We start from the raw sequence: 20,118 nt of genomic DNA on the forward strand, positions 1-20,118 counted from the left end.
TGACAAGGGCGATGGGAACCACTTTCATTTCATATACATTTCCCTTACGATACAGCTGTGCTATAATAGATACGATTTCTCAGCCGAACGAAAAGGGGTGTCTATGTCTCCCAAGGAATATCTTGCCGTCATGCACTGCATCGCAGGCCTCAAGGAGCGCACGCGCCACGCGTGGATGAAGTCCGGCCGACAGGAGAGTGTGGCGGAGCACAGCTGGCGGATGGCGCTGATGGCGTATTTCCTGCGTGACCACTTCCCCTCTGCCGATCTCACGCGCGTCCTCCTGATGGCCCTGCTGCACGATGTGGGCGAAGTCTTTACGGGGGATATTCCGACGTTTGAGAAAACGGAGGCCGACCGCACGCAGGAGCACGAACTGCGCGACGCATGGATTTCATCACTTCCTCCGCCTTTTGCAGAGGAGGTACGCGTACTCTTTGACGAGATGGATGCGCTGGAGACGGAGGAGTCACTTCTCGTGCGTGCGCTCGACCGTATGGAGGCAGTGATCACGCACAACGAGTGCGATCCCGCGACATGGCTGCCGCTCGAATATGATCTGCAGCACACCTATGGAGTCAACGAAGCGGCGTTCTCGCCCGCGCTCAAAGATCTGCGCGCCGAAGTGAACAACGAGGTGGACGCGGTGACCGCATCCCTCAGAAATAAGGAGGAACATTTATGAAACCAAACTACGGCAACTGGATTTCTGTGTCGATGATGAAAACGCTCTGCGCGATTGCCGCTGTACTCTATGTGCTCACGCTCGGCTGCGCGCTCTTTTTCAGTACGGAAGCGTCCTTCTATATCCTCGCGATCCTCTCCGGCGCTGCAACTTTTGTCGTCATCTATATGTACTACTGCCGCCGGGTCTTTTCCTTCGAGGGCGGCGGGCTCATGCGGCGCATTCACAGCTATCTGCTCGATCAGCTGCCGTGGGACGGCAGCGGCACGGCGCTCGACATTGGCTGCGGCTCGGGCACGCTCACCATCGCCGTCGCAAAAAAGTTCCCGCTCGCGCAGGTACAGGGCATCGACTACTGGCCCGCAATGTGGAACTACGGCAAAGAGCAGTGCGAAGGCAACGCGGCGGCGGAGGGCGTCGCAGACCGCTGCGCGTTCCAGCACGGAGATGCGGCGCAGCTCGACTTCCCCGACAACCATTTCGACGCCGTCGTCAGCAACTTCGTCTTTCATGAGGTACGCACGCAGAAGGATAAGTTCATGCTCGTGGAGGAGTCCCTGCGCGTACTGAAAAAAGGCGGCGCCTTCGCCCTGCACGATACCTTCGAGAACAGGGATCTCTACGGCAAGATGGATGAGTTCATCACTTACCTCAAAGAGAAAGGCATCTCAGACATCTCCTACCTCCCGCATTCGGAGTGCAGGATCGATATGCCGCTGCCCGTGCGGTTCATGCTGCGCGGCATGGGTATCCTCTACGGAACGAAGTAAGCGAAAGGATTTTATCTATGTTCTTCAGCGCCCTTCCCATCGCACTCAGCGCAGCGGCACTTCTCTGTGCCTCCTGTGCATTCGCCGCGCCCACGGCCGAAAAACCCGCGCCCAAACTCGTGCGCCCGCAATTCCCCGCAGAGATCCCGGAGGGGATGACCGCGGACGGCAAGCTCGTCCGCATGCTCCGCTTCCATGTCCCTTCGCCGCACGATGAGCTCCGCATGCCCGCCGAAGATTCGGCCGAGGTCACGATTCTTGGCGAGGCAGCCGCAACTGAGGAGCAGATGCTCGCGCGTCTCCTGGCACGCAATCCGCAGCCGAAACTCACAGGCACCCCCGAAGAACTCGTCCGCATCTACTACGAGGAGGCGGCACGCGAGGGCATCCGTCCCGATGCAGCTCTTGCGCAGGCCTACAAAGAAACAGGCTATTTCGCCTACGGCGGCGATGTCGACTGGCAGCAGAATAATTTCTGCGGACTCGGCGCGACCGGAGGCGGCGTCAAGGGACTCTCCTTTCCCGATATGCGCACGGGAGCACGCGCACACATTCAGCATCTGCTCGCCTACGCGAGCAAACAGCCGCCGACCGTTCCCATCGTTGACCCGCGCTATGATCTCCTCCGAACGAAGCGCCCCGATGTATTCGGGCGCCTCACGCGGTGGGTCGAGCTCAACGGCGTCTGGGCAGTCCCCGGCAGGAACTACGGGCAGGAGATCCTCATGATCCGCGATCAGGCGCGTCTGCCCGACGGCTCCGATGCCTCTCTGCATGCCGCCGATGCACACATTGCACAGGCGGACAATGCTGACAACCGCATCTACCGCGGTCTCGTCTATCTGCACCGCGCCGCCTATCCCGAGGCGCGCGCGGATTTCGCCGCTGCACAGGAACGCGACGCACAGCGCACCGAACCGCTCCTCGGCATTGCTCTCACCCACGCAGCTGCCGGCGATGTGAAAGAGGCACGCCGCGCCTATGAAATCTATCTGAAAGCCGTGCCGAACGACAGCGAGGGCTGGTATAACTACGGGCTCGTCCTGCTCGCAGCAAATGCCTCCGACCAGGCAGCCGCCGCTCTCCGTCAGTCGCTGCAGATCGCCCCGCAGAACGCCGATGCGCACAATGCACTCGCCGTCGCCGCGCTGCATACGAAGGACTATCCGGCGGCATGGAAACATCTCGCCGATGCGGCACAGCTCGCGCCTGCAGACATGGATATCCTCATCAATCAGATTCTGCTTCAGGCGTGTCTGAAGGATGTCTCCGGCAAAAAGCACGACAAAAAGAAATAAACGAATGCCAACGGGCGGCAGCGGAAGAATAAATCTTCCGCTGCCGCCCGTTTCTCATCGAAAAAAGAAGCTGCGCCGAGATTCCCTGCGGACGCAGCTCCTTCTGTATATCGCTCTTATTCTATAAGTTCCAGCATGCCCGGCTGTTCGATCTTCCACTTGTCATTGCGCAGAGAGAAGAGCGCAGGCATGTCCACGATGAGTTTATCGTAAATCTTGCCCGGCTCATAGCGTGCGGCGAAGGTCTCCTTCATCCCCGCCTCCTCGTGCATCCTCTGATCGTAGGGAAACATAGGACTCGGGATCACGGCATAGTCGCCCGGCTGTCCGGGGATGTCATACGCCCAGAACGTCGCCTCGCCCACATCCTCGATCGTCTCGAACTTTGGCATCGCTTTGCCGTTCTCGGCCGCATTATGATCCGTACAGATGAGGAAATGCAGATGATACTTGTCGATAAACGGCTGGCAAAGCTCTGCGCCGCGCGCAGGCGTAAAGGTCTCGCGCAGCGCATGGTAGTCGTCCAACAGATCCTGCCAGATCGGCTTGCTCTCGAGCAGCGCGTCGAGATCAATCTCCTCTTCTTGCCTCTCGGGCACAGGTTCCGGTTCCGATACAGGCGCCGGCTCAGGCTCCGGTTCCGGCGATGGAGCCGCAGTCCCGCCCTGCAGGTTCGCAATCTGTGCCGCAAGCCGCTCCGCCTGCTCCTCTGCCTGCACGATCCGCGTCTCGAGCTGCACAATCTGTTCCTTGAGCGCAGCTGCTTCGTCCGCCGCCGCACTGCCCTTGTCCGCAGATTCCTGTATCGCCGCCGAAAGGCGCTCCGCCTCCGTGCGCAGCCACGAGATGTGTCCCTCCATAACGTCGATCGTGCCGCCCGTCTGCCGCCATGCATAGTACACTGCAACAGCGGCGACGCCGACGCTCGCCACGACGAGGACAAGCGAGAGTATCGTCATCACATCCGCCATCACGGGGTGAATAAACCCCACCGTCTGTACGGCTGCAGCCGCTGTCTCAGTCTCCATAGATCATCAACCTTTCCCTCTCTCTGTCGAACACGCATTAAGCGCATATCCGTATAAATTCTCTGCGCGATCCCCAAAATCCTGCCAGCAAATGCACAGAAAAAGAGCCGCTCCGCAAGAAGCGACTCCATTATCCGAACCTAGGCTGCGCCGTGTATGGTCAGCACGCGCCGACGAGCGCCGCACCGAGCTTCTTGCTGCCCTCGATGCCCTCGGCATCCGGCTCATTTTCCACGATGAACGTATCGACGAGCTTGGCACCTGCCTGCTTCGTGCGGTCTGACCACGTCTCCATCCATGCGCCCGCGCCCCAGCCCCACGAGCCGAAGAGCACAACAGGCTTGCCCGAGAGCTTGCCGCTGTCAACCGCAGCTGCGAAGAACGGCTCATACGACCCCTCTTCGAGTTCCTCGGCACCCATCGAGGGGCAGCCGAGCGCAAGAGCGTCAAAGTTATCGATCTGATCGACCGAGAAGCTGTCTACCTCGAAGAGATCGGCGTCTGCGCCTGCGCCCTTTGCGCCCTCAGCGACAGCGCCCGCCATCTTCTCCGTATTGCCCGTGCCGGACCAGTACACAACTGCTACCTTTGCCATGTGAAATCCTCCTCATAGAATCTCGAGAGCGTGACCGCTCCCCTATACCGCCTGCACCAACTCAGCGAGCGGACTTCCCGCCTCCAGCCGCGTACAGAACTCATGTGTACAGACCGAGTACTGCTCAAAGAGCGCCCGTGCCTCGGCCTCATTCGTGTAGACCTTCCAGTATCCGCTGTAAACGAAATCCTGTCCCCGCCGCGTGATAAAGCCGCGCACATCCTCCGGAGGATAGCCGAGAAACAGCCCGATCTCCGGCGGCAGTGTCTTGCGCACGCGCATTCGCAGGCGCAGGAACTCGAGACGCTCCTCCATGCTGTCCGTAATGCGGTACCCCGCCTCGCACAGCAGATCCTGCGCCTGCGGTACGGCAAGCGCACGCGCGACAAGCTCCGCGCGATAGAAAAGGATGAGGACATATTCCTCTCCCTCCGCAACGCGGAACGTCGAGATCCCCTTGCAGGAGAAACAGGGTTCATAAGACGCGAGCAGCGCGTCAAAATCCTGAAAGCGACTCTTTTGAAACGACAGCAGACTGCCCGCCGTCAGACCCGCAAGCAGGGGTGCAGCATGATAGCCGAGCAGATGCTCAAAATCCGGGCAGCGCATCGTAATCTCCCCCTCTGTACAAACGCACAAAATCGTACCAATGAAAATCATCCGGCTTTATATTATAGCGCAAACGATTCTCATTGGCAACCGTCCTTGTCAGAGACAGAGAGCTACCGATTTGGTCTGGGTCTATTATAGCGGAGTTTTTGTCCAGTGACAACAGAATCTTTTCGCCCGCTGTATCGGGCGATGCAGTGTAAACGCCCTATGGCCTCTGTGGAAAACATTGACAAAAATCCCCGTGTGTGCTACGTTTGTCACGGTATATTACAGCCAAAGGAAGGCTTGCCTATGATATATTTGAAAAACATTGTGAAAACATATGCGGATGACATCCACGCGCTGCGCGGCATCAATCTGCGCATTGAGCGCGGGAGCATCTACGGCATCGTCGGCCTCTCGGGTGCGGGCAAGTCCACGCTCATCCGCTGCATCAACATGCTTGAGCGTCCGACGAGCGGCGAGGTGCTCGTGGGCGGGCGCGATCTCATGCAGATGTCGGAGAGCGAGCTGCGCGAGGAGCGGCGCCACATCGGCATGATCTTTCAGCATTTCAACCTGCTGTCCTCCGCGACAGTCTATGACAATGTCGCCTTTCCGCTGAAACTCGCGGGCAAATCTGCAGATGAAATCCATCCGAAGGTCACAGAGCTGCTCGCCCTCGTCGGTCTCTCCGACCGGGCAGACGCCTATCCGAGCCATCTCTCGGGCGGGCAGAAGCAGCGTGTCGGCATCGCGCGCGCGCTTGCCGGCGATCCGAAGGTGCTCCTCTGCGATGAGGCAACCTCAGCGCTCGATCCTCAGACGACGAAGTCCATCCTCGCGCTCATCCGCGACATCAACCGCCGCATGGGACTGACGGTCGTCGTCATCACGCACGAAATGCAGGTCATCAAGGACATCTGTGACCGCGTTGCGGTCATCGACGGAGGCGTCATCGCCGAGGAGGGAGATGTCGTTGATGTCTTTACCGAACCGCGCGAAGCAATCACCAAAGAATTTATCAGTGTCCTGCTCTCGAACGAACTGCCGACGGCATTTCGCGGCAATCCCGTCGAGTGCGATCCGAGTCCCGGGAGCTACATGCTCCTGCGTCTCACGTTCCTCGGGGAGAGTGCGGACAATCCCGTGCTTGCGGACATGATCCGCCTCTTTCCCGACATCGAGGTTACCATGCTCTTCGGCACGCTCGACCAGATCAAGGAGATGCCGTTCGGCCGCATGATCATCGGGATGCGCGGCGAACGTGCAGAGATCGAGGCGGCCATCGCGTATCTTTCCGCACAGCATTTGAAGCAGGAGGTGATCGGCTATGTCCGCCGAAATGATGCCCCTCTTAACTAAAGCGCTGGGCGAAACGATCTACATGGTCGCCATCAGCATGCTCATCGCAAGTGCCATCGGCATCCCGCTCGGCGTGCTCCTGCACGTCACGGCAAAGGGTGAATTCCTCGACGCTCCGATGGTCAACCGCAGCATCGGCGCCGTCGTCAACGCCGTGCGCTCCATCCCATTCATCATCCTGATGGTCGCGATCATCCCGCTGACCCGCCTCATCGTCGGTTCGGCGATCGGCACGACTGCGGCGATGGTGCCGCTCGTCATCGCCTCCGTTCCCTTCATTGGGCGGCAGGTCGAGACCTCTCTGCGCGAGGTGCCGCGCGGTCTCGTCGAGGCGGCACTCTCCATGGGCGCAACGCCGATGCAGATCATCACCCGCGTCCTGCTCCCTGAGTCCATGCCCGGCATCGTCAGCCAGCTCACGACGGTCATCATCGCTCTCGTCGGCGAGTCCGCGATGGCGGGCGCGATCGGCGGCGGCGGTCTAGGTGATCTTGCGATCCGCTACGGCTACCAGAGGTTCCGTCCGGACATCATGATCGCCACCGTCGTCATTCTCATTGTTCTCGTCCAGCTCGTGCAGTTCCTGGGCAACACCCTCGCCGCACGGCTGGATAAGAGATAGATTTCCATCTCATTTCAATCACAATATGTGCCGGACACGATCACTCGCATAACGCGTCACTTTCGTCAGGCACGTATACACAAGCAAGGAGGTTTTTATGAAGAAATTACTTACACTCGTTCTCGCCCTCACAACACTTGCCCTCGTCGGCTGCGGCGGCGGCGCGAACAATTCTGCCGCCAAGACGGAGAAAGTCATCAAGGTCGGCGCATCCCCCGTTCCCCATGCCGAGATTCTCGAGGCGATCAAGCCCGAGCTCGAAAAGGAAGGCATCAAACTCGAGATCGTCGAGTTCAACGATTACGTCCAGCCGAACCTCGCAACGAACGACAAAGAGGTCGATGCGAACTTCTTCCAGCATGAGCCGTATCTCAAGAACTTCATCACCGAGCATCCGGAGCTGAAGCTCGTGAACGTCCTCGGCGTTCACGTCGAACCGATGGGCGTCTACTCGCACAAGATCAAGAAGCTCGACGAGCTCCGAGACGGCGCTCAGGTCTCCATCCCGAGCGATCCGACCAACGGCGGACGCGCCCTGCTCCTCCTCGAGCGTGCAGGTCTGCTGAAGCTCAAGGACGGCGTCGGCGCTGCAGCAACCGTCCAGGATGTCGTCGACAATCCGAAGCATCTGAATTTCAAAGAGATCGAAGCGCCGCAGCTGCCCCGCACCCTCGATGACGTAGACATCTCCGTCATCAACACGAACTGGGCGATGCAGGCGGACCTCGTTCCGACGCGCGATGCCCTCTTCATGGAGGACAAGACCTCGCCGTACGTCAACATCCTCGTCGTCCGCGAGGGCGATGAGAATCGTCCCGAGATTCAGGCCCTCATGAAGGCGCTCCACTCCGATACGGTCAAGAACTTCATCAACGAAAAGTACAAGGGTGCGATCATTCCGGCATTCTAACAGAAATACGCGATCCCATATTCAAAAAGCGGAAGCCGTCAACGGACGGCTTCCGCTTTTTGCCGTCTTTCCATAAATGGCATGCTATGATAAAATAACATTGGAATGTATTTCGCTATGAACAGGAGAGCAGGATCGCATGGAGCAAATATTGATAAACAACACTATATATGGTCGATGGATGTACCGCATTCTGCTGGGACTTGCGTTCGCTTCAAACATTTCAACAGGGGCTTCATCGATATTCGCTGCAGCGGGGCTCCTTCTTGTGTTGATCCAATCTGTACGTACACGGATATCTCCCCCAGTTGATTCCGGATTAGCTGCCGCCGTTCTCATCTATCTTGGCATTTGGGTCATCTGCGGATTGACCTCACGAGAAGCGAGCACATCTGTCGCCGCAGTAGGAGGGGCAGCACACCGTATTCTGCCGCTTTTTCTCACGATGCTTTATGTACATCACAAGGAGCAGATGCGCGCTATCATTCTCGCTTTTGCTGCCTCCGTCTGCATTAACGACATCACAGCGTTTGTCCAGCTCGGCATTCACGGCATGGAATGGCGTCCAACTGGCCTCGTCCACTCTCCGACATTTTTAGCCAGCCATCTGCTTATGGCGATCCCCGTACTTTGTTTCTTCTCTCAACAATCATATATGAAACATTTTCAACGCCCGCTGCTGGCCCTTGCGCTGCTTTCAGGAGTTCTTCTCCTGCTGACCCAAACACGCGGTGCATGGCTTGCGGCTGCAGGCACTTCTGCGCTCTTGTTCGCACTCACCCCGCAGCTGCGCCGTGTCCTGCTCGCCGCCGCCCTGATCGGTACACTGCTTCTCAGCGCAGTTATACTGTTTTCTCCAACTTACTCGTCCCGGCTCATATCCATTTCTGATACAGGGTATGCTTCTAACCAAGAGCGAATCTACATGTGGCAGGCGGCTCTTGATATCTTCCGAGACCATCCCATTTTAGGCGTCGGCATGGACGAATACGGATATTATTACAACACGGCTTATATTCCCGATGCAGCAAGAGAACGCCCCCGTGATCCGGATGATCCGAGCACCGGTCACGGTCATCCGCACAACAACTTTCTTAAGCATCTTTCCGAAGGCGGCATCTTCGGTGCTGTGGCATTTCTCTTGCTGCACGGCTATCTTTTCTATCGCCTTTACCAGCAGTTCCATGAGGAACGCCGCCAGAGGACACCGGCCTATGCCTTAATGGGAATTCTCGTTTTTGCCGGTATTCACCTTGAGGGGCTCACCGATACAAATATCAATCAGCTCTCCATTGCGCGCGAATATTGGCTGCTGATGGGCCTCATTCTTGCCAGTGGAGCAATGGAACGCCTCCCGCATACAGCGTGCACAGAAAAATCTTCTCCGGAATCCTCGTCTCATGAATACTAAAGATTTCGAAAGTCCTCTTCAAACACTCAAACGTCATGAGTACATCTACGGCGTGCACAACCCGCTCACCTATGACTTTCTCCACCATAACCTGCATCATCTGCACGTCCTGCTCTTCCACAGTGCCGATCAGCAGGACTTTACACGCGGGCCGATTCTCCGGCAGCTGCTCGTATTCATGCTGCCCATCCTGCTCTCGCAGTTCCTCCAGCAATTCTACGGCATTGCCGACACGGCGCTCGTCGGGCAGGCACTCGGTGCAGAGGCGCTCGCAGCGGTTGGTACAGCGAGCCTCATCCTCTCCGTCATCGTCAACTTCTTCATCGGCTTCTCTGCAGGCCTCAGCGTCCTCGTCTCGCAGCTTTATGGAGAGAAAGAATACGCCCGCCTGAGCACCCTCGTGCAGAGCATCTTCGTCACCGTACTTGCCTTCGCCGTACTCTTCACCGCCGTGGGACTTCTCCTTACGGAGCCGCTGCTCACTGCACTTGCAACGCCCGCAGACCTTATCCCTGAGGCAAGTCTCTACCTGAGAATCACACTCCTCGGCATGCTCGCTCAGCTTGTCTACAACACCGCCGGCGCAGTTCTGCGTGCGCTCGGCAACACGACGAGCGCCCTACACTACCTCGCAGTCGCCGTTGTGCTCAATATCGCACTGGATGTCCTATTGCTCATCATCATCCCCTGCGGCATCGCAGGCGCAGCAGCCGCGACCATCATCGCCCAGTATGCGTCCGCGCTGCTCGCCCTGCGCAAATTTTTCCATCTGCACGGCGCATGGCAGTTCACACTGAGCCGCCCCTTCTTTGCACCGCACTATCTCATCCCCATCCTCAGCACAAGCATCCCCGCCGGAATGCAGGCCGTCTTTATGAGCATCTCCTCGCTCGTCATCCAGACCTACATCAACTCCTTCGGCTACGCTGCGATGGCAGGTATGACCGTCTATGCACGCGTCGAGGGATTCCTCTACTATCCGCTGTTCGCATTCGGCATCGCCCTCACGAGCTTCATCGGCCAAAACGCCGGTGCCGGGAATCTCACTCGCGTGCGCGAGGGGCTTACAGCAAGTCTCAAGTTTTCTGCCTTCGGTGCGATGGGTATGGCGCTCGTCGCAGGCTTCTTTGCCCCCACGCTCATCTCTCTTTTCACCGATGATCCTGCAGTTGTCAGCAATGCATTGGGCGCCGTTTACTATACATTTCCATTCTATTGGCTATACGGAGTCAACCAAATCTACATCGGTGCCATCCGCGGGCTCGGCAATACGATCTGCCCCATGATGGCTGCACTCGCCGCCTACTGCATCTTCCGCGTTGCATGGTTCTGGACATGGGATGCTGTCGGTATTCACTCCATGCAGATTGTCTACAATGCCTATAACGCCAGCTTCTTCGTCATGGCTGCGCTGCTCTGGTTCGGCTGGCGAAAGACGATACGAACCTTCTCGTAAGGCGAAAGAAAACATTGCGCGTCCTGCACACACGATCTATTTAAATAAAGAATTTCCAGCACCCTTTCGGGTGTTTTTTATTTTTAAAATATCATTGTATAAGCAGCGAATATACTTCCCATTAAAATATCATATTATTTTTTTCATATATTCTTTATGTTTATTTTATTTTACTTAACTATACTGTCGAAATAGATTATCATTTTTACTCTGATTATATTATCAAGAGGTGATTGTGCTGCAAAGGAGCTATCCCTTATGAAACAAAGAACACGCCGGACGCCTTCGTTCCGGCATACACTTTCCTTGGCTGTCGCAACATGGTTTGCCCTCCCTGCATACACGGTCTGGGCAGATAATGCAGTACAGGGAGAGAGCAGTGTATACACTGATGATATACATGTCGATGCAGATGCCGTAAAGGAAGAGGCAAAATATGAGTCACAGTCGACGACGATCATCACGGCGGAGGACATCGCACGCAAGCAGGCAAAGTCCGTCGAGGATGTGATCTTTAACGAGGTTGGTGTGACGCGCACCATCGACGCAATGGGCAATGTCGGCGTGTCGATCCGCGGCGCTGATCCAAGGCACACGTTGATTCTCGTGGACGGACAGCGCGTGCTCGGCGGCGAGGCAAAGTACAATGGCAGCGGTGATGAGCTGCTGCGCATCGGCGCGGAGAACATCGAGCGCATCGAGATCATCCGCGGCGCAGCGAGCGCGAAGTACGGCGCAGATGCCATCGGCGGCGTGATCCGCGTCATCACGAAGCAGGGCGTGAAGAATCCATCCGTCTCACTGAACATCGAGGAACGCTATCACCGCTCCCGAACGGGGAGCGGTACGGAGACGAAGACCCTGCCCGCAAATTTCTACCTGCGTGCAGACGCGGGCGACATGGGCAAGCTGAACCTCAGCGGATGGACATCAAAGCGCGAGGTCATGCCCGTCTACTCCCACGGCAAACAGTTCGTCATGGGCGAAAACTGGTACGAGGATTTCAAGCCGTCGCTGCGTTTTTATGGTTCGATCAAAAATGACGGTGTGAGCGGCTCCTACAAATTTGACGACGCGAACAAACTCTCCTTCCGCTTCACAGCGGAGCGCGAAAATATGCAGCGGCGCAACAAGGGTGAGCTCTACCCGCTCGGCTCCTTCTTCGAACCGATGCAGATCTATCAGCGTGACCGGAGACGCGATACGTACAGTCTCAGCTACGAGGGGCGCATCGGCAAGAATACGGACTTCACGCTGAACTACGGCTACGGCAAGCTGCGCGAGGATGACTCAACTCTCCTCACCTACTACAGCAGCGGGCGTGACAAATACTCCGGCAAGAACAGTCTTGCAGGTGTGGACTATCTTGACCACACGCAGACGAACATCGACCTGCACTTCAACACCGCCGTGAATGACGCGCACTATCTCAGCTACGGCTTCGGCTGGCAGAAGGAGTATGCCGCAGGGTCACGTCTGCGCAATGCGCCGAAGAGCTATACGAAGAAGATCAATCCGTGGGACTATGACAAGTCGCTCGATGTTGATGACAATACGGCGGGCGTAGACGACGAGCCAAGCTCCTACGTCCACAACTATAAATTTATCCGCAATGAAAACGGCTTCGTCTGGGATAGAAACGGCGAATACTACGGGGCGGAAACGCCGCCGATGACATACGAGGAAGTGCAGCGCGTTCTTCCGGAGATTTTCGGCGGCGGCATTGTTGACCCTGCTATGCAGGCGAAATACGATGCATTTGAGGCGCTTCTCAAGGCACAGAATGATTTCAGCGATTCCAAATTTGACAATACACCGATGATGTATAAACATGCGCCCGTTCTCGGCTACTACGGCGCATTGGCGCAGTTCGGACCGGCATATAAGCAGGACAAGAACATCACATTCAACGGAACGTACTACGGGCAGGGCTTTGCCGCGCGGCAGAACCAGCTGCTCCTCGGCGAGGCGGACCTCACGAAGACCTACGCCTATGTGCAGGACAGCTGGCAGGTGACCCCGAAGACCATCCTCACGCCCATCCTGCGCATCGACCACAGCGGCCGCTTCGGCTCGCATACGACCTTGAACCTCGGCATGACACACATGCTTGCGAAACACCGCCGTCTCAAGGCAAACATCGGCACGGGCTACGGCGAGCCGGGACTCGGCGAACTGTTCTACAACTGGGAGATGTACGGCGGCACGGGTGCAGACCATCTCGGCTGGTACTGGATCGGCAATCCGAACCTGAAACCCGAGAAGTCGCTGAACATCGACCTCTCACTCGAGGGGGAGAACGAGCGCACCTACGGGAAGGTCGGCATCTTCCACAACGAGATATCAGACTATATGACCCACTACTTCACAGGTCAGCTCGTGGACTTCAACTTCCATGGGCGGAGCTTCCGCAACGTGCCCGACCGCATCTACAGCTTCCGCAACATCGGCAAGGCAAAGCTCACGGGGATTGAGGCAGAGGTTCAGCACAAGTTTGACAAGCACTGGAGCGCAAAGCTTGGCTATACCTATCTGCACGCGATCAATGCGAGCGACGATGATCTGCCGCGCCGTCTGCTCGATCGCCCGACGCATAAATTCGATGTCGGTGTCAACTACAAGGATGAGGCGCACGGCTGGCGCGCGGCGTTCTGGGGCAGCTTCTTCAGCCGCATGCTCGACAGCAACTCGGTCAAGACGGACAATCTGTTTGAAAAGGACGGCGCGGGCAACTACATCCGCAAGCGCGGCGAATACCGTGAAAAGAGCTTCGGCATCTGGAACCTCCTCGTCGAGAAGGATATCCGCAAGGACTTCACCGTCTATGCAGGAATCGACAATCTCTTTAACCATCAGGACGATGACCGTGCCTATCACGACCGCATGTTCCGCTTCGGCGTGAATATGAAGTTCGATGAGTTCGGCTCGTTCCTTGACACGGGCATTCACCGCAACGCGGACGGTGTACTGGTCGACCGGGACGGCGTGCCGCTCAAGAATTTTTATAGAGAGGACTTTTTCCTGCGCCGCCCCGAGACGGCAACGGACAGCAGGGCAAAGGGCAGCCTCGACTTCTTCGGCGACTACCGTATGCGGACGAATACCTACCGCGGCTATGACCGCACGGAGATGCGCGAGACGAAGGAAACGCAGGCGGATGCAGATGCGGCACGGAACTATGCCGACCGCCCTGGGCACGGATTCGGGCAGCGTCTGCGCATCGGCGCGGACTATCGCATTGATAATAAGCTCGGGGTCAAGGCAGTCCTCGCAACAGGCGAGGCGAACGATGCGGCAGATCCCGTGGACGAAACGAAAGGACTCGGCGGCGTCCACGTCGAGCGGGCCGAGGTCACGGGCAGCCCCGGCCGCTGGGACTGGACGCTCGGGCGCATCCATGAGCCGATGGGCGTGACGGGCTACTTCTTCGGCAAGGAGTACGACGGTGTGCGCGTCCTCTACACGAAGGACCGCACGCAGGTCGCCGCAGGATTCGGTGACTTCTCCCGCACAACGGGAGTCTATACAAGCGCGTACAGCCACAAGGAGGCGGCGATCATCCGCCGTGCCCCGACGCTGAACGAGCTGTTCGGCTACTATACACAGGAGGTACGTGATGCCAACAACCAGACTCAGCACGTCAGCAGCTCTCCCTATCCCATGAACTACGACCCGAACGCACCGGCAAATTTCCGCGAGAAATATAACAACGCGGGCAAGATACAGGACGCGGACGGCAACTGGGTGCGCGATCCTGCACTCTCCGATGTGCAGATCGCCGAAAAGAAGCTCGATGTCATGCGTGAGTTTGTCAGTATCCTCAAATCCGTGGATGCGGAACTCGTGCGCCGCTCGAACGAAACGCCCGGCGGCGGCGGATATGAAAGCAAATGGGAGAAAATTCTCGACGGAGATGGATCCCCTGATACCGCAACATCCACGTTTTATAGTAATTTTTACAGCGCTCGTGTCGTTGTGCGGCGCAGCGACGGCGTCGTCCGCGACCTCTATCGCGACAACAACTACGCTGCACTCAAATATCTAGACCTCTCTCAGGAATCAGGCGTCGGTTCGCCTGTGGACAACCCGAAATACGGCGGCGTTGAGGGTATGCTCCGCGAGGAGAATATCCGTACGATGATGGACGACATCCTAAAGGAAGTTGAGGATGCGGGCAGTACCTATGAGACGCAGGACGGACAGACGCTGACACGGGCTGAAGCAATTGACCGTATGTTCAGCGACTTCGTCGGTGAAACTGCGGAATATTTTGACCAGAATATCCCCGGCAATTACGGCGGTTCGATTGGGAGATACAACGGCGTATCAAAATTTTTCTCGGCAATGATGGGCAACGAGCGCTTCAATCCGCTCAACAATGCCCCCATCCCTCTTCCCGGGGCCCCCATCGCTTTCCGGCAGCCCGGTTTCCTGCTGAAACACGACGTGATTCCAAAGATAGAACGTGCGGGCTTCCTCAAGGTACGCCATCAGTTTGGCAAACGCCTCGGTGCGGAGCTGTGGACGCTGCGCTCCTTCGGACACGGCATGGATGTGAAGGGCGAGGAGCTGCCGATTGCGAACGTCATCGGCATCGGTGCACGCGCCGTCCTCGGTCCGCGCACGATGTTCTCCTTCGACTATGGCATCAACCGCGCTGCGACAGGACGCTATTTCCACGGCGCCAGGGACATCTACGGACGCTATACGGGCAGCGGCTCCGTGCCGTACTTTTGGGTCATGCGCCTGGACTTCGGCATTCCCGACATGGACATCCCCGGCAGCTGGGGCGTCTACCTTGACTACAAGAATTTCGAGCACGGCGCATTCCTCGGCGGCACGGGCACAGATCTGCCCGACCGTTACCTCGACGGCATCCGTTCCTTTACCGCAGGGCTTGCCTTCGTTCCCGCCCAGAACCTCATGCTCGAGGCGACATATACATTCGGCGCGTGCAGCACGCAGATGCGCGACACGCTCTACACTCCCGAGAATTTCCGCCTCGGCGACTACACGCGCATTCAGCTCACCTATCGGTTCTAAATTCATTACTACGCAAAAAATCCTGCTCCCGAGAAAATCGGGAACAGGATTTTTCTTTTCCGTTCGGAGTGCCTCTTTCAGTGCTTGCTGACCTGTCCAAGAGCAAGCCCATAGGGCGCAGCTGATGGGGAACAGGTCGTATGCAAAAACATCCCAACGACACGAGCGTGAGCGACATTTGATTGGTTGACGTTGACTGCTGCCACGCGGGATGTGCGTGGAACATGTAGAAGCGGCGGGCGCAGCGATCCGATAGGAGCGCTCGTACAGCAGCCCCATTTTTCGTTTCACCTCACGGCGTCGCTGGCGTCTCCGCGTTCACCGCGCTGCGGCGGATCATATCGCCGACGCGCAGATCATAGGTGAGTGCCTTCTTGTGCAGGGTCTCGGCACGCGCAAAGTCCTCCGGCAGTCCTGAGTCGAGGCCTTTTACGAAACTCTCATACGAGGCGATGGACGCCTCCGTCGCCGCCTTGCGCTGCGCCGCAAGGTACGCCGCGCCGCGCGGAACTTCCACAGCATCGAGCTCACGCTGGTATTTTTTCAGCACGGGGATCATATCCTCCTGGAGGAGACGCGTGAGCGCTCTGCGGCGCTCGGTCGTATAGGTGCTGCGCTCCGTCTCCGTGAGGCTGCGGAACTCGCGCTGCGTCGAACGAAATACGCTGTTGTAGCGATCGACGATCGGGCGCGTCGCCTCGATATAGCGTGTGATGTCGCTGCCTGCCGCCGACTGGACCGCCTCGAGATAGGCGCGATAGTTCGTCACGCGTACGATCTGCCATCCCGCCGCCCCCCGCTCCATGCGCAGCTGCAGTGGGAACTCGATGCCTGTGCCGCCGTCCCGCACCTGGATCGATGCGACGGCAGCACTGCCGTCCCATGCGGTCTCACCGACGCTGAGCAGCTCCGTATCACGCAGGTGGCTGCACTCCATCAGATACTCATAGTCAATGCCGAGTTGGCGTCCCTTGAGCGCATCCGCTCCGCCGGGTTCCTCCCACACGCCGCTCTTCACGGCATTCTCAATCGTGCGGACAAGTCCCTCCGTAACGCTCTCCTTGACATTCTGGTAAAACTTGCCGGATGCATTGCGCTGCGCCTCTTTGAGGCTTGTATCGCGCGCAAAGAGGACATAGGTGAGATCGTCATAGCCGGCATCACAGACCGCCGCGATGTTCACGCGCCGCAGAAAAAGCTCCGCATCGTTCTCCCTGACTGCGGCTGCCGCCTGTTCAAGCGCATAGGCAGGGCGTTGGATGTAGTAGCCAAGGTAGCCTGCAAGCACAGCAATGGTGAGGACGATGAATCCCGCTGCCAGACGGAATTTTCGCTGATATGCCTTGCGTCGCCGCGCCATGCGTACACGCCACGCGAACTCATCCACCGCCATCGCTGCGCCTCCCCTCTCATAAAATTCAAACGGTGTCATTATAGCATTGAAGATTCATTTCCCGCAACTGTAAAGGGTGCCTGCAGAAGCAAATTTTCACCGCAATTTTTATTTAAATAAATTGCAGTTTAAATTGTATTCTCTTATTGACAAAATCGTATAATATGCATTAATATAAGGATAAAAATTGAATATAGACGGGAATAGGCGTCGAGAGACTTAATCTGGAATTCGGTGAGGAATCGCTGATAAAATGAAGTCCGTCAGATTGGCACAGATTTTTTGACCTGTCAAGGAGACAAACCGAACGCATAGCAAAGGCTATGTGGAGGGTTTGTCGACGCAGAGAGGACGAAAAAGATGTGCTGAGATGACGGTGCTGAGTTTATCAGCGGCTCCTCGAAGCCGAAGCGGTCCCGCCACTGTAAGGAAGAGTCTGCACATATCATGTCACTGGAGCAATCTGGGAAGGCTTGTGCAGGCGATGACACCAAGCCAGGATACTTACCTATTCTAACATCACCGTCGGCTTTTGCGGATTTCAAGAGCCGGTACCTGCGAGCGATGGGTAGGGGATTTTGTCGATACTTCATGACAAAGCATCTCCGGCTGTATTTCATATGCCGGTTTTTCGTTTTCTCATAAAGGCAATCCGTCTGAACCAAGCAAGGTCGCAGACGGATTTTTTTGTTGGGAAGAAGGAATTCTTCCAGGACTTATTGTCTATATATTTTAAATATAAATGAGAAAACGGAGGCTCTTTCATGTCCGAGAAAAGGAAAAAGAAGCATCTTGTCGCGGGTATCCTGTGGATGCTGCTCATCGGGGTGCTGTGTCATCCTGCGGCCGCTGCAGAGACGACGTCTGTGTCGAGCCCTACCGTGGATGGCGGGCAGGCTGAGACATCATCCAGCGAATACACGACGCCCGATATCACCGTTGAGGCAAAACGCCCTTCGTGGGAGGAGATCCTCTCCCCCGGTACCGTGACTATCATCCGTCCCGAGGAGTTCAAGGGGGAGCAGAAGTCCTTGCCCGACTTCCTCAAGATGGTTCCCGGTGTGCATGTGCGTGAGGTCAACGGCAAGGGACAGTATACGACGGTGACGGTGCGCGGCTCGACAGCAGCACAGGTCGGCGTATTCGTCGACGGCGTGCTGACGAACCTCGGCGGCGATGCGGCGGTCGACATCTCGACGATCCCCGTCAGCAACGTCGAGCGTATCGAGGTCTACCGCGGCTATATCCCCGCGCGTTTTGCGGGCACCTTCATCGGCGGTGTCATCAACATCGTGACGAAGAAGCCGACAGGTGCACACGGCTCTGCCGAGATCGGGCCGAGCTCGTTCGGCGGGAAGAAAGCATCGGTCGAGGTTACGGCGCCTGTCGGCAAAGGCAGCCTCCTCTTCGGATTCAACCACGAGTCGCGTGACGGCGACTTCCCCTATCACAGCTTTGCGGCGGATCAGTATTATACGAATACCCAAATTGGGCAGACGATCCTCGAGACGCGGGCCGAACTGCAAGGTTACCTCGCTATGACACCGGCAGAGAAAGCCGCGTTTGATATCGCAAATGGCGCCGGAGCATGGCAGCAGAATGTAGATGATTGTATCCAGTGGCTTGGTAATTACGAACGCCAGACAAGTGCTGCCGACGATCCGCGTCGCTGGCGAAAATACAATGACTACAGCAATTCGGATCTCCTGCTCAAATGGCAGAATGACGACTGGATGATCAAGGCCACGTATAAGACCGTCGACCGACATCTGCCCGACAGTCTCTGGGTCGATTACAGAAGCTATTTCGATATGATTACGCCCGGCCTTCTCGTGGATAAATACGATCTCTATAAATACGACAAGCGTCACCAGAAGATCACGGCAAAAGAGCTGCTCGTGCAGCGCCGCTATATAGGAAACCGCTACGAATGGGGCTGGATGGTCGACTACCTCACCCAGAGCAAGGACTACCGCGCCGAGAATATTCATGATGGTCTGCGCTACATGATTAAGGTTCCCATGCGGGAGTGGAGCCGTTACCGTTCGAAGAAATACAATGTACAGATAGACGGTACCTATCAGCTCAACAAGCGTAATATGCTTGATTTCCAGATGAACTACTCCCACGAGCGTATGAATATCCAAGGCGACGGGCTCGACGAGGTCATCGACGATGTGCAGGCCGGCATCGGAAATCTATGGACGCAGATGCGCGACCAGTTCGATCAGAACATCTTCAACGCACAGCTGCAGGATACGATCACGCTCGACAAGAAACGTTCTTGGCAGCTCACCCCTGCGATCCGCTACAACCGTTCAGAGATCGTCGGATACAGCAGGTTCGGCCGCTTTGATCCCCAAAAGACATACCATTGGGTGCATCCGAAGGACAGTCAGGTGGATTCCAGAGTCACATGGCAGCTCGCGGTCAAGAAGGAATTCAACAACCACTTCACGATGCGCATGACGGGCGGTACCTACTTCCGCCTGCTCAACATGTATGAGATCGCAGGTGACGGCGCGGGCATCATGCCGGCGCCAATTGATCACAGAGGCAACAGTGCAAAATTTCCACAGCCCGAGTATGGCAAGCAGTTCGATCTCAGTGCCATCTGGGACGGGAAGTTCCTCGGCTCCGACAATCGCACGACGCTCACCTATTTCTGGCGCGATACGGATCGGATGCTGTATCTCTACCGCGCGGGTCTCAACTACAGTTCCTACTTCAACGATATGCGCGGCAAGGCACACGGCATCGAGCTGCAGACGAACTTCCACTGGAAGAAGTTTGATCTCGACATAGAAGGCACACATCTCCATATCAGCGCGCAGCGCAGGGACTCCTCTCCAGGCGTTGATCACTCCTGGTTAGAGGTGCGCCCGACCTATCAGCCCAAGTGGGAGGGCAACATCCGCCTGACCTATCGCCCGACGGAGAAATGGCTCTTC

14 protein-coding genes and 1 riboswitch are annotated in these 20,118 nt (G+C 56.9%); of the genes, 10 read left to right on the forward strand and 4 right to left on the reverse strand.

The annotated features are described in order from the left end of the window. Positions 1 to 103 precede the first annotated feature (103 nt). Genes HMPREF7545_RS07060 through HMPREF7545_RS07070 form a run of 3 tightly spaced genes read left to right on the forward strand, consistent with a single transcriptional unit; the run spans position 104 to position 2,753 of the window. Positions 104 to 685 (forward strand): HD domain-containing protein, encoded by a 582-nt coding sequence (locus HMPREF7545_RS07060; protein ID WP_006695010.1) that lies wholly within the window; start codon positions 104 to 106, stop codon positions 683 to 685. Continuing rightward, positions 682 to 1,455, forward strand: a complete 774-nt coding sequence (locus tag HMPREF7545_RS07065; protein WP_006695011.1) for a class I SAM-dependent methyltransferase — start codon at positions 682 to 684, stop codon at positions 1,453 to 1,455. The genes HMPREF7545_RS07060 and HMPREF7545_RS07065 overlap by 4 nt, the downstream gene beginning before the upstream one ends. Positions 1,456 to 1,472: 17 nt before the next feature. Then, positions 1,473 to 2,753, forward strand: coding sequence for a glucosaminidase domain-containing protein (locus HMPREF7545_RS07070; RefSeq protein WP_006695012.1), 1,281 nt, complete (start codon positions 1,473 to 1,475; stop codon positions 2,751 to 2,753). A gap of 116 nt (positions 2,754 to 2,869) precedes the next feature. On the opposite strand, the gene HMPREF7545_RS07075 is transcribed toward HMPREF7545_RS07070, so the two are convergent. The 3 genes from HMPREF7545_RS07075 to HMPREF7545_RS07085 form a co-directional block, all read right to left on the reverse strand. Then, positions 2,870 to 3,781 carry a hypothetical protein gene (locus HMPREF7545_RS07075; protein WP_006695014.1) on the reverse strand — a complete coding sequence of 304 codons (912 nt, stop codon included), beginning with the start codon at positions 3,779 to 3,781 and terminating at the stop codon, positions 2,870 to 2,872. A gap of 160 nt (positions 3,782 to 3,941) precedes the next feature. Next, positions 3,942 to 4,376: a flavodoxin domain-containing protein gene (locus HMPREF7545_RS07080; protein ID WP_006695015.1), complete on the reverse strand. Its 435-nt coding sequence runs from the start codon at positions 4,374 to 4,376 to the stop codon at positions 3,942 to 3,944. A gap of 42 nt (positions 4,377 to 4,418) precedes the next feature. Next, positions 4,419 to 4,985, reverse strand: a complete 567-nt coding sequence (locus HMPREF7545_RS07085; protein WP_006696676.1) for a DUF3793 family protein — start codon at positions 4,983 to 4,985, stop codon at positions 4,419 to 4,421. Positions 4,986 to 5,279: 294 nt separating this feature from the next. On the opposite strand from HMPREF7545_RS07085, the gene HMPREF7545_RS07090 reads away from it, so the two are divergent. The 6 genes from HMPREF7545_RS07090 (at position 5,280) to HMPREF7545_RS07115 (ending at position 15,774) form a co-directional block, all read left to right on the forward strand. After that, a complete protein-coding gene (locus HMPREF7545_RS07090; protein WP_040571281.1) occupies positions 5,280 to 6,332 on the forward strand; it encodes a methionine ABC transporter ATP-binding protein in 1,053 nt (350 codons plus the stop codon). Beyond that, on the forward strand, positions 6,301 to 6,954 hold the full coding sequence (locus HMPREF7545_RS07095; RefSeq protein WP_006696674.1) for a methionine ABC transporter permease: 654 nt from the start codon (positions 6,301 to 6,303) through the stop codon (positions 6,952 to 6,954). Before HMPREF7545_RS07090 ends, HMPREF7545_RS07095 begins: the two co-directional genes overlap by 32 nt. 97 nt (positions 6,955 to 7,051) lie before the next feature. Continuing rightward, entirely contained in the window at positions 7,052 to 7,864 is an 813-nt protein-coding gene (locus HMPREF7545_RS07100) for a MetQ/NlpA family ABC transporter substrate-binding protein (protein WP_006695019.1), read from the forward strand. A gap of 139 nt (positions 7,865 to 8,003) precedes the next feature. Next, entirely contained in the window at positions 8,004 to 9,275 is a 1,272-nt protein-coding gene (locus HMPREF7545_RS07105; RefSeq protein WP_006695020.1) for an O-antigen ligase family protein, read from the forward strand. After that, the gene (locus tag HMPREF7545_RS07110; RefSeq protein WP_006695021.1) at positions 9,265 to 10,731 is read left to right on the forward strand and encodes an MATE family efflux transporter; all 1,467 of its coding nucleotides are present in this window, start codon (positions 9,265 to 9,267) and stop codon (positions 10,729 to 10,731) included. Before HMPREF7545_RS07105 ends, HMPREF7545_RS07110 begins: the two co-directional genes overlap by 11 nt. Before the next feature lie 258 nt (positions 10,732 to 10,989). Continuing rightward, a complete protein-coding gene (locus HMPREF7545_RS07115) occupies positions 10,990 to 15,774 on the forward strand; it encodes a TonB-dependent receptor plug domain-containing protein (protein ID WP_040571282.1) in 4,785 nt (1,594 codons plus the stop codon). Positions 15,775 to 16,066: 292 nt separating this feature from the next. Here HMPREF7545_RS07115 and HMPREF7545_RS07120 read toward each other — a convergent pair whose 3' ends face one another. Further along, positions 16,067 to 17,167: a hypothetical protein gene (locus HMPREF7545_RS07120; protein ID WP_040571283.1), complete on the reverse strand. Its 1,101-nt coding sequence runs from the start codon at positions 17,165 to 17,167 to the stop codon at positions 16,067 to 16,069. A gap of 312 nt (positions 17,168 to 17,479) precedes the next feature. Then, a riboswitch (cobalamin riboswitch) is annotated at positions 17,480 to 17,693 on the forward strand. 238 nt (positions 17,694 to 17,931) lie between these two features. Between HMPREF7545_RS07120 and HMPREF7545_RS07125 the strand changes: the two genes are divergently transcribed. Then, the coding region (locus HMPREF7545_RS07125) for a TonB-dependent receptor plug domain-containing protein (RefSeq protein ID WP_006695026.1) at positions 17,932 to 20,118 on the forward strand (2,187 nt) is incomplete at its 3' end.

It is taken from the genome of Centipeda noxia ATCC 43541 (genome assembly GCF_000160555.1).
GTDB lineage: Bacteria > Bacillota > Negativicutes > Selenomonadales > Selenomonadaceae > Centipeda > Centipeda noxia.